We start from the raw sequence: 12,171 nt of genomic DNA on the forward strand, positions 1-12,171 counted from the left end.
AGTTCCGACCTGCACGAATGGTGTAACGATCTGGGCACTGTCTCAACCATGAGCTCTGTGAAATTGTAGTCTCGGTGAAGATGCCGAGTACCCGCAATGGGACGAAAAGACCCTGTGAACCTTTACTATAACTTCGTATTGACTTTGAGTAAGTAATGTGTAGGATAGGTGGGAGACTTTGAAGCAGGCACGCTAGTGTTTGTGGAGTCAACGTTGAAATACCACCCTTTACTTACTTGGAGCCTAACTTCTTTTAGAAGGACATTGCGTGGTGGGTAGTTTGACTGGGGTGGTCGCCTCCAAAAGAGTAACGGAGGCTTTCAAAGGTACCCTCAGCACGCTTGGTAACCGTGCGTAGAGTGTAATGGCATAAGGGTGCTTGACTGTGAGACCTACAAGTCGATCAGGTGCGAAAGCAGGACATAGTGATCCGGTGGTTCCGTATGGAAGGGCCATCGCTCATAGGATAAAAGGTACTCCGGGGATAACAGGCTAGTCTCCCCCAAGAGCTCATATCGACGGGGAGGTTCGGCACCTCGATGTCGGCTCGTCACATCCTGGGGCTGGAGAAGGTCCCAAGGGTTGGGCTGTTCGCCCATTAAAGTGGCACGCGAGCTGGGTTCAGAACGTCGTGAGACAGTTCGGTCTCTATCTATTGCGGGCGTTAGATGTTTGAGAGGGCTTGATTCTAGTACGAGAGGACCGAATTGAACAAACCTCTGGTGTATCAGTTGTTCCGCCAGGAGCACCGCTGAGTAGCTACGTTTGGAAGAGATAAGCACTGAAAGCATATAAGTGCGAAACTCGCCTCAAGATGAGACATCTTTTAAGGGTCGTTGGAGATGACGACGTTGATAGGCTACAGGTGTAAAGTTGGTAACAGCATAGCCGAGTAGTACTAATTACCCGTAGATTTATTGCCTATTAAAAGGAATAAATATAATCATCAAATGAGTAATCATTAATATTACATTAAAAACCTATCTCAAGAATTGCTAGCAAGTGCAAGAAAGGTTTTGTCTTTGTGACTGTTTTTATCGATAAAATAAGGTATCAGGAAAAAGGTATCAGGATTTAGCGTAATGCTAGGGCCTAACCCCTAATCCCTCGAACCTTCATATAACGCCTTTAGGGTGGTTTTAGCGGTGGGGCTCACCTGTTCCCATTCCGAACACAGAAGTTAAGCCCACCAGCGCCGATGGTACTGCGAAAGCGGGAGAGTAGGTCGCCGCCAGTTTTTATTTAAAAGTCTCATACATTTATTTGTATGAGACTTTTTTTTGATACATACCCAAAGAAAACCCGCAACCCAACTCAAAGTTTGACTTTTGCTAGATGCTAGATGCTAGATGCTAGATGCTAGATGCTAGATGCTAGATGCTAGATGCTAGATGCTAGATGCAATCTCTTTACCCACCAACTCTGCCGCTCTCTTTGTCATCCTGAAAGGATCTCAACAGGTAAACTAAAAAAAGACAGAGATTCTTCACTCCACTGGATTCCATTCAGAATGACAGATTTACAAAATATTCCAAGATAAAATAAGAAAACGATGTATTCGAAGATAAATACTTCAAAGCTTACCTCGGGGATTATTTATTGGTAATTCTCATCGCCTCTAAACCTAACAGGTTTCAAAAACCTGTTAGGTTTAGATTTATAGGGTGGAACGCTTCGAGTCTGGATCCCTACGGGATGACAAACTGAGCGTTGATTTTGCTATAAGAAATAAAAATCAGACAGAAACCCCTAGCTCCGATGTTCTATGTTAATATGCAATATTATTTAGACTCAATTTTTAAAACTAAAAAATCAGATGGATTGGCTCGTGATAAGTATTGTTTTTGTTGTGAAGTTAAGAGCTGTAAAAACTTAGCTGTTAAAACATGGTTTCTCTGTTTGTTAATAACAAACCTAACAGGTTTAGAGATTTAAAGGGTGGAAAGATTCGAGCCTAGATCCCCACGGGATGGTAAACTGAGAGTTGATTTTGCTATAAAAAATGAAACTCAAACGGAAACCCTAGCCCCGATGTTCTATGTTAATATGCAAATTATTTAGACTTAATTTTTAAAACTAAAAAATCATATAGATTAGTTTGTGATAAGTATTGCATTTGTTGTGGAATTAAGAGGTGTAAAAATGAGATGTTGAAACATGGTTTTTCTGGGTGTTATAACAAACCTAACAGGTTTTTAAAACCTGTTAGGTTTATATTTATAATGTGGAAAGATTCGATTCTGTATTCCTACGGGATGACAAAATGAGGGTTGATTTTGCGATAAAAAAAATGATAACCAGGCAAATATCCTAGCCCTGATAGCAGCGGTTACCCCGCAACTTGGAGTTGAAAAAGGTGAGGGTTTAAGCGTTGGAGCGCGTTGGCGTGAGGAGTATGAGCGGATAGCAGGAAATAGCTCCTGAAAAATAGGAAAGTATAGGTTATTAGAGTTAATCTAGTTTATAGTAGTATCAAAGGGCACTTATGGTAAAAACGGCTCTGCTGTTATAAGCTGCTGCAGGAATGGTTACGGATACTCCACTTAACTGTAGCTGTATAGGAATATTACTGTATGCAGCCAATGCCGCAACTGCAGTGATTCTGAATAACTCAACATCAGTTAGTGTAAGGGTTTGATAATTTGTTCCTCCTGTTATGGAACATAATAAACAAACTGTTGTTCCATTGCCTGTTCTTCTAGTTGATAGGAGTAAAGAATTATTCCATGTTGGATTAGCCTGATAATGTACAGAAACTTTTGCACTTCCTAATAATACAGGAATACTTGCTGTTAAGAGTATCTGGTTGACTGCACTTTGATAGGGTCCGCTATAATCGGATCCAGCTTCAGTGATAGAAAGAATAGGAACAGCCCAACTTGTCCCATTGACACTCAATGTTTGTGCTTTAATGAGATAGCTAGATAATAATAAAATAACAAGATATATGTATTTTGTAATCAATCGTGGTTGTGTAAAATATATTTTAGATTTCATTGTTTTTAATTTTACTCAGTAATAGTGTACGTAATAACAACTGGAGTGTTGGTACGCGCTGATAAATTGGCATACGTGTTGGGAACAAGACTGATGGTGAGTTGATGACCGTTACTTACTCCATTCCCTGTAAATGCTCCTCCAATTCCACTGATGATAGTAACCGCTGTTGTGGTAAGCGTAACCTGCCCGGCGCTGGTTCCTAAAATACCGCCACCCATTCCTGAGGCTGCTGCTGCCTGTAATCTTATATTAACTCCGGGAATGACTTGATTTACTGATGCCGTAACTCTCCTTGTAAGACCTGCTGAAGCAATTGCTGAAGTATAATTAATCCATTTGGTGGTATTAGATGTTGGATTTACGACTCCCAGGCCTGCCTCTGTGGGAGCTGTAAAATTTAATGCAAAATTTCCGGTTGGTTCTATATCTAATAAAGTTACAATAGGTAATGTTATAGACACGGCACTATTCCCTGTTGTTTGTGAAAATACAGAGCCGGATATACCAAGGATTACTATATATAATATGTTGCTGAAGCCTTTCATTTTTTCTTTTTATTTCATTATATCCTACTTTTATAGATTCTTGTTGGTATTTTACTTCCGTTTGCTGTTTCACCACATTAATGGTTATATCTTTGGTTTCGGAAGGATTTAATAAAAAGCTAAAAGTATCCATTGATATTTTGTAGCGCTTATCCAACCCATTTCTATAGATCTTCATATTCCAATTTCCTGGACGGAGATAAGTGAAATCAAATTTCTCTCCCATGAAACCTACTTTTCGATATATCTGTTCGCCATTGGACGTTTCTATGATAATACTTTCTTTCTTCTTTTTATCTTTTTTAAATTGAAACTGTGCAAAGCCCAATTGATCATTTCCTGAAGATTCATTAAGTTGAACAGTCCCTTGAATATTTGCAGCTGTCGTTAAATTAAAATTAAAGATATTCTCTTTATTGGTTAGGAGTACCTGAGTCGGTAATGGTATATCCGCAATATCATTGATTTCTGTTGTTGAACGATCTATTTCCAGAAGATAATCTCCCGGCGTTATATTTTTAAAAATATAGTTTCCGTTTTTATCCGTCACTGAAAGATGACTGCCCATGGTAAGTCTTATCCCTTCTATTTTTTTTGCTCCAAGATTCCCGATGTTTCCCGACAACGTAGTGTATTCTGCAATTTTTTGTACGGGAGCATTGAACCGCCATGTATAACGAACTGAAAATATAAAGTCTTTATTTCCCAATTGTCCACGTTGTAAAGCATAACGCCCGGATACATCAAACTCATGACCTTGGAAAACCTGCTGATGAAAAAGGACTTCAAAGAGATTTCGGTCATTATAATATTCTTCAGGTAAATAATTATTTTGATAGAAAATACTTAAATAAGTGTTGTTTGAAAATCTGCTTAGAACACGGGCACCATAATATATTTGCTTTTCGTTTTTCATTTGATATCGCGATGTTATGGCATAGCTTCCATATACATTAAATGAAGTTTTAAATTTCTCAAAAGCAAGATTAAGCGTATAAAAACTTGAATTGCCATTAAAATCCGACAGATAATTATCCGTCTTCCCAAATTGAGTTTGCGCATTGATTTGAAAAGCACCAATCTGCTGATCAACAGTCACTCTCAAGAACCTTTCATAATAATCAAATTGTCTGGGCTCCAAGCGGTCTTGGTATTTCTGATATCCATTATAAATCATCAAAGATCCTTTTTTTGCATATTTATAATTGATTCCATACTGAAGATAATTTCTATAGGGTGCTGCTAAAAATAAGGTATCTCTTTTGAAGTTTTTGGCATCCTGTACATAATTGGCAAATAGATTGAGACGCTTTGAAATTTTGTATTGAAGGTTTCCGTTAAAGGTACTGGTGTTGGTAAAATATCCGGCAAATTGCGGACTGGACCTCATATACATTATATTTCCATTGATTCTTTCGAAACTTCCCAACACCTGCATCATGTAGGCACTTCCTTCTGTTCGTTCGGTTTTACTGTATGCTAATTCACCGGAAACATCAATGTTTTTATTAAGTTTAAATTTTCCTGTTGCATACGGAAGGTGGGCGTTAGAATCTAGATTCAATCTATTAAGGCTAAATCCTTCATCCTCGGTTCTTGGTATTTTGTATAAATAACCTGTGGTAATTTCAGATTCTTTATTGATTTTAAATGTTGAGTAAATATTAAATTCATCTTTTACATCCCGAAAAAATCTCGGATGATTGTAAAAACTTCCAATGCTAATTTTTTTGAAGTTGTATCTAAATTCTGCGCCTCGTCCATACCTGGCAAATTCTGTAAGATATGAAGACGTATAGGTTTTATCACCTAGATGAACGAAGAAGTTATCTCTTTTATAATTAATAAAATATTCTTCATATTGGGTAAAAGAACTAAACTCTACAGGATTTTTGCTGACTGCATGAAATTCAAGTTGTCCTTTATTGTCTTTATCAAGCGTTCCTTTCCCATAAATTTCTCCCTGAAAACCGTCATGATAAACTCCTCTGTTCTGCATTCCTATGAAAGATAAAGATGCTGAAATAGGGAGACGATGGTAGATATCATCTTCAATAGGTTTAACTGAAATAATTTTGGTAGTGGTATAAGCGGTTTGATTTTCTTTTAGGTTATCCGCAGAAGAAACTGAAAGATTTAGATTGAAATATTCATTTTTTCCTAGATCCGGATTTGTTTTCTTGCTAACGGTCACTATTTTTGTTTCACCTGGGAGTAGAAGGAGTTGAGATCCGGTATCTACAATTGCGTTTTTACTTTCGAGCACAAGGTTTTCGGTGATGTTTCCACTATTTTTTAATAGGAATGAAGAGCTGATAGTTTCGCCAGCTTTTACAAATTCTGGAGAATTAATTGCGGTTACCGTCAGTTTTTTACTTCCCGAAACAATTACCTGTAAAGTTTTGATGAGCGGGTCCCCATTATTTTTCTCTTTACCATACAAGGTGACTGTATAGTTTCCCTGTGGACATTCAGCAGCAATTCTTAGTGGAACAATATACACGGAACTTTGGCCTGCGGAAACAGAATATTCACTTTTTGTAATAATGGGTACTATAAACTGACCGGAAGTTTCTACATGAATATCATATACTTTATTTTCTGAGGTTGTATTTTCTATTGTAAAGGAAATAGAGGTAGCCGTTCCCGGCAGTAGACTATCTTTTTTGCTGACAAATTCTTTATGTTGTTGCTGAGAAAAAAAAAGTACTGGGAATAATAAGAGAATGATAAAGTATAGAATCCAATTTTTAATCATTTTTTACTTCTAGTTCCACATTCAAAGCGAATGCATTTTCGTCTTCATCAGTTGCTATGATGACAGCATTGTATTGATCTGGCGGTATTTTATTGAGATCAATATGGTAGGATTTGGATGTTTTTGGTAATAATCCCATAGCTTGACTGGAAAATACCCCCATTTTTTGTCCGGTTTTACGGTTATAGATTTCAATAGATGCCGTAGGTTTAGAATAAATATCACCTTTATTGGCAATTGCTATTTTTACAATTTGCTTGCCTTCTTCTTTTTCAATTTTTACACTTTCGAATTTTAGATCAGGTTTTACTTTTTCAGCATCATAATCTGTAATCACTTGAATGGCATATCGGATGATAGAAGTGATATTTACGCCTTGCTTACTGTCACTAGGTTTTATATCCTCTACAGGTTCAACAATAAAAACGCTCCAATAGCTTCCTGGTTTAGAAAGCTGCTTAGGAACGGTGATTTCATAATATACTTCTGTTTTTTCTTTGCCTTTCAGGGTAATGAAATTGGTATTAAGCTTAATCCAGTCTGTATTGGTTCTTTCGTTCGTATGCGGATTGGTATAACTGATGGTTCCGTCTGCCTGATAGCTGAAATCCTGTAAAAATATTTTTACACTTTGCGGTTTGCTCCCAGTATTTTCAATGGCAATTTTTCCTTTGTAAACCTGTCCGTTTTCCACTTTATAGTTGTGGGTAAGCCCGTTTAGAACGACAATACTTGCCTGTAAAAAAGTAAATGGTATCAGCAGGGATAAGAAAAAGAAAATGCGCTTTATCATTTTTTTATGTAAAGTTTTTGTAGTTAGTATAGAGCAAAAGAAAGGTAAGAAGAAACTGAGTACTCAATTTCTTCTTATATAAAATATTATTTTTCAGTGTTAATTGTGAAGATCGTGTTGTGTTTGTTGTAATGTTTGTAGTGTGAGTGTAGGTAACGGAACGGTGACATATAACTGCCATTTTTCAGTGTTAATTGTCTGAAATCGTGTAAGTAACTTTTGCAGTAGTTGTAGCAGTTGCCTGTAGATCTGCATAAGCAGCAACTCCACCAGGACCACTACCTGCCGCTAAAGCATATGTGAGGTTATGTCCGTTACTGGTACCATTTCCGGTATATGCACTTCCTATTCCTGAAACAATCGTTTGATCTACAGCACTTAATGTTAATTGTGCTGAAGGGGTACCCAATGTTCCCGCACCTGCTCCCGTAGCTGCAGCTGCTGTAACATGGATGTCTATTCCCGGGATAATAGCGTCTAGCTTTACAGTAACATTACGTGTTGGATCTGCAACAGATTTAATGGATGAATAATTCAGCCAAAGTGTCGTATTAGAAGCACTTGGTAAAAGAGGTTGTCCCGCTTCTGTAGGAGCAGTAAAACCTAAAGTAATGTTTTTAGTAGCTGAGGGCTCAATATCTACAATTGCGACTTCTGGAATACTAATCGTAATCGTGTGATTGTCTGTGTTGGTATCTTGTGCATTTACATGAGCAGAAAATGCCAAAGCAAAAAGAGACATTGCTAGAGAAAATTTAATTTTTTTCATGGTTTTTAAAATTTGGTAATGTGAAGTTAATAAAAATCATCAAATGATGAAATATTTTTTATTAATTATCAATATTTTATTATTTGTTTCCTAATTGTAATTTATTAAACTGAATTCTAATATTTCATGACTAGAATCAATAAAAAAGTCTTACATCATTGATGCAAGACTTTCATTCATTTTGAATGATATTTTTAAATTATATCCAATGCGGATCAGAAGTAGAAGTTTTTCCAGTTTCTATTCTTCCTGAAAAATGCCAATTGTTATTTCCTGAATTCAATGTTAGATCATACCAACCTTTCATGGTATTGAGATCGATAATTATTTTTTCTTCGGACTGTTGTAAAGAAATTTTCTTTTCACTTTTTGCGTAAAGATTTTCTAAAGAAACTGAGATGTTTTCTTTTGTATTCTTTTTGAAAACTAATTCTACTTGATTTTTTGCTGGATTGTTGAGCAATGAAATTTCTACATCAGGCTGAGCTTCTCCTTTAAACTTTCGATAAAAACCATTCGGACCAAAAACTTCAAGATCATATTTTCCTGAATTTACGGAATGAGATAATTCCTTTTTAGCATATAAAGCATACGAAAAATGGAATTGATCATTGTCAAATTGTGTTCTGTCATAAACTAATAAAGGAACGGCAGCTTCTTTTAAGTTAGCCATCTTTATTTTTCCATTCTCAAAATTTACATGATAATCATAAGGAAGCGGGTTAGATGGCTTGGCGCCTCTTTCCTGAATTTCCAGTAAATTAGGGTTCAGTTCATTTTCAGAATACCATTTAAGATTGGGAACAGGCTTGTTTTTTGCTGCATTAATGGTCTTTGCATAATCTTTTTGATTTAAATAATCCATCTGCGGAGCTTTCACATTAGATGAATTAAAAGCGGAAGTTAGATCTCCTGAAATTGCTCTTCTCCAATCGCTGATATTATCTATTGTAACATCTTTATTATATTTTTTCTTGATGAATTTTTCTAAAAACTGTAAGACGGAAGTATGATCAGACACTTCAGAATTTACAAAACCACCTTTAGTCCACGGAGATGCAATAATCATCGGAACTCTGTAGCCTAAGCCAACCGTTCCTTCTATTCTCTCATGGTCTTTCAATTGTTGGGTAGACATGTATTCCTGATTTTTATTCACATATTCCGCACCTTCTTTTCCATTCATATCCACAGGTTTACTAGGATTCATTGGGGGAGCAAAAGGTAAAACATGATCAAAATATCCATCGTTTTCATCATAATTAATAATGAAAATTGTTTTTTTCCAGGTTTCAGGATCTTTTGTTAAAATATTCAACACTTCAGAAATATACCATGCTCCGTACCAAGGCGAGCCCGGATGATCAGAAAAATGCTCTGGAGCCACCAACCACGAAACGAGTGGAAGTTTTTTCTCTTCTACATCTTTTCGGAACTGAAATAAGACGTCGCTTTTCGGAACAACCAATCTTTCTCCGTTTTCATCCTGTCCGATTTCTAAATCCCAATATCCGGGATCATTTGAATTGGTGGTGAATGCTTTTTCGTGAAGGTTTTTTTCTGTTGGTGAAAGTTTAGCAAAATTTTCAGGTTTATAGGTTACCAAATCTTCCTGAAGCTCGGCAATCATTCCTTCGAATCTTTCTTTTTGCGTTGGATTTTTCTCAATTTCCTGCTTTAGATACGCAATGATATTCGGAATATTTTTATGATATCTTTTTGAAAATTTTACATTGAATTTTGAAAACCACTCAATCGGGTTGTCTGTGAAATTACTCAACCAAGCTTCTTGCTCACCAGACATTCCTTTGGGAAGACTGATTTCATTCTGATATATTTTCCAAGAAACATGTTGGTCTTCTAGAATTTCAGGAAAACTTTTCCATTTTGCCTGTTTGGATTTTTCGTAATCAATATTTTCATTATAAACATTAGCTTTTGCTTTTCCATTCTGATGTTCTCTAATGGTTCCCGACCAATGAAAAAGACGATTGGGAGTTGTACCTGTTAACGAAGAACTGAAATATTGATCGAAAATCGTAAATGCATCTGCCAGCTGATAATAAAAAGGAAGGTCTTCACGATTATAATATCCAAGCGTCAGCGGAATTTCTTTGTAATCTTTATTCCCTGATGATTTTGCCTGAAGCCATTGATCATATTTTCCTTTATTCAACGCTTTCTGCTGATTGTCCCAAGAATGGGGAAGGGAGCTCATCCAGGTAGATTTTGTATTTCTAAGATCTAAACGAGCGGGAGATGCATATTTTCCGGCATCATTTTTTTGAAAGAAAACGGAATGCCCGTCTTGTTTTATGAAAGCCCTTTTATCTAAAAACCCTCTCACGCCTTTCAATGCTCCGAAAGCATGATCGAAAGATCGGTTCTCCTGCATTAAAATAACCACATGTTCTGCATCATAAAAAGTAGATTGAGCAGCAGGTTCTATTGTTAAAGCTTTTAAAATCGCAGGATGTAAAACACTGGATGTTCCCAAACCGGCTAATAAAAGACTTGATTTTTCTAAAAATTCTCTTCTGTCCATTTTTGAATTGTAATACAAAGAAACCGCAAGTTAATTTCTTTTCCTGCGATTTCTTTTATTTTAAGGTTAAAAAAATAAGAGTATCTGCTTTTTATTAGTACTCTCCTTTACATTTTTTATTAACCACAAAAGGAGCAAAAGTTTTTTAAGTTTATAATAATGTTGTTGAAAAGTACACTTAAGTTTTTGAAAATATTTGATTTTCTTATTGGGTAAACTTTATTATTTTTCAACATATTAAAGTAAGCTTTTATGCCTTTTGTGGTATAATCTTTTACTGCAACCACCAAGGTTTAGAATTGATATTATCATTTCCTCCATATTGTGAAGCAAGGGCAGCTTTCAGATTAGCATTGTTATAATTGTATTCAGATTGTGGATATCTGAATCTCAATGGTGCTGAAACTCCTGTCTGTAAAGGATAGTTTGGATATCCTGTTCTCAGATAATCATAATAAGAAGTCCATTGCGATTGGTGAAACATCGTCATGTATTTCTGAGTCATAATTCTCTCCAATTGAGACTGTAACGGTGCTGAGTTATCGTACAAAACTAAGGATTTAGTTAAATATTGATTCACATCAAATCCCGCAAAATACTGATTTGGATTTTTTACATAGGTCTGATAAAACGTGAAGTTTGCTTTAATTGCATTATCATAATGTGACTTTGCGGAACCCGAGATCCAACCTCTTGCCGTAGCTTCTGCCAAAATAAATTCCAATTCAGGATAGCTTAAAACGGATGAAGGTTCGTTGGTGGCATCTTTGTAAAAACGATCATTCACTTTAGAAATATTTTTTGCAGTAATCAATGCCGCATTATCAGAATAAGGTGAAGTTGGATTTCCTCCGTTGTAGCCTGTGAAATCGGTAAGAGGTTTTCCTGCTTCTTTGGCTCCTGTAGTCTGTGCTGCAAAAGTGAACAAACGCGGATCTTGTCTGTCTTTAAACAGATTGATAAAATAATCTGCCATATACAAACTTGAACCGTAGCCACTATTATTGAACATCGTGTATCTGCTGTCCGCAGCATCTGCAAATTTCAGTTCTCCGTTGTCGGCAATAGAGGTCATCAGATTTTGACTTCCAGCGATAGAAGAAAATTCTGTTGCCACATTATAAGTTCCCAAGGTTGCTTTTTTAGACATCGTCATCAGGATTTTCAAACGGAAAGAATTAATCAGTTTTTTCCATTTTGAAGCATCACCGTTGTAAATGATATCGCCTTCTATTTTATCGGTTGTATTAATTAAAGTATTAGCATCTTTTAATTCGGTTAAAATTCCGGCCATCACGGTTTCCTGACTGTCGTATTTTGGCTGTGTGATTCCAGATTCTCCTTTTACGGCTTCAGAATAAGGAATGCTTCCCAGCTTTAAACTCAAATTAAAGAAATAATAGGCTCTGTAGAATTTCCCAATCGCCTGATAATTTTTATTATTGATTTTTTCGGCTTCCTGCATCATTTTCCCAGTATTCAAAAGACCCTTTGAATATATATCGAAAGAGGTGTCATTCCACTTCATATATTGGTAAACATTTTCACCGTCGGTTCCAATCATCATTCTTGAAGCATACATATTATCGCCATTTACCTGAAAAGCATTTTGTGAAACGTAGGTTAAAAGAAATTTGGGATCAATGCTTGCTTGGTCATTGGGATTTTCGTTGATCTTATCGAGACTGGTTTCGCAAGAAGTAAGCGCAAGAACTCCGATAATACATAATGATTTTATACTATTTTTCATGTTGATAAATG

At 36.2% G+C, this 12,171-nt stretch carries 7 protein-coding genes and 2 rRNA genes; 2 read left to right on the forward strand and 7 right to left on the reverse strand.

Annotated features, from left to right (window positions below):
* Positions 1-922: ribosomal RNA gene (locus AMQ68_RS14770) — 23S ribosomal RNA — on the forward strand; the annotation flags it as partial.
* A gap of 207 nt (positions 923-1,129) precedes the next feature.
* Positions 1,130-1,237: ribosomal RNA gene (gene rrf / locus AMQ68_RS14775) — 5S ribosomal RNA — on the forward strand.
* A 1,235-nt stretch (positions 1,238-2,472) separates the two neighbouring features.
* On the opposite strand, the gene AMQ68_RS14780 is transcribed toward rrf, so the two are convergent.
* The 7 genes from AMQ68_RS14780 to AMQ68_RS14810 all read right to left on the reverse strand — a co-directional run bounded on the left by AMQ68_RS14780 (position 2,473) and on the right by AMQ68_RS14810 (position 12,160).
* On the reverse strand, positions 2,473-2,997 hold the full coding sequence (locus AMQ68_RS14780) for a hypothetical protein (protein WP_241775144.1): 525 nt from the start codon (positions 2,995-2,997) through the stop codon (positions 2,473-2,475).
* Between the two features lie 11 nt (positions 2,998-3,008).
* Positions 3,009-3,461 carry a hypothetical protein gene (locus tag AMQ68_RS14785; protein WP_241775145.1) on the reverse strand — a complete coding sequence of 151 codons (453 nt, stop codon included), beginning with the start codon at positions 3,459-3,461 and terminating at the stop codon, positions 3,009-3,011.
* A 4-nt stretch (positions 3,462-3,465) separates the two neighbouring features.
* Positions 3,466-6,303 carry a hypothetical protein gene (locus tag AMQ68_RS14790; RefSeq protein ID WP_241775146.1) on the reverse strand — a complete coding sequence of 946 codons (2,838 nt, stop codon included), beginning with the start codon at positions 6,301-6,303 and terminating at the stop codon, positions 3,466-3,468.
* Entirely contained in the window at positions 6,296-7,096 is an 801-nt protein-coding gene (locus AMQ68_RS14795) for a DUF3324 domain-containing protein (protein WP_054511412.1), read from the reverse strand. Before AMQ68_RS14795 ends, AMQ68_RS14790 begins: the two co-directional genes overlap by 8 nt.
* A gap of 190 nt (positions 7,097-7,286) precedes the next feature.
* Positions 7,287-7,865 (reverse strand): hypothetical protein, encoded by a 579-nt coding sequence (locus AMQ68_RS14800; protein ID WP_054511413.1) that lies wholly within the window; start codon positions 7,863-7,865, stop codon positions 7,287-7,289.
* A gap of 199 nt (positions 7,866-8,064) precedes the next feature.
* Positions 8,065-10,410, reverse strand: a complete 2,346-nt coding sequence (locus tag AMQ68_RS14805; protein ID WP_054511414.1) for a phosphocholine-specific phospholipase C — start codon at positions 10,408-10,410, stop codon at positions 8,065-8,067.
* A gap of 274 nt (positions 10,411-10,684) precedes the next feature.
* The gene (locus AMQ68_RS14810; protein ID WP_054511415.1) at positions 10,685-12,160 is read right to left on the reverse strand and encodes a SusD/RagB family nutrient-binding outer membrane lipoprotein; all 1,476 of its coding nucleotides are present in this window, start codon (positions 12,158-12,160) and stop codon (positions 10,685-10,687) included.
* Between the last annotated feature and the right edge of the window lie 11 nt (positions 12,161-12,171).

It is taken from the genome of Chryseobacterium sp. ERMR1:04 (genome assembly GCF_001297705.1).
In the GTDB taxonomy this organism is placed as follows: domain Bacteria; phylum Bacteroidota; class Bacteroidia; order Flavobacteriales; family Weeksellaceae; genus Chryseobacterium.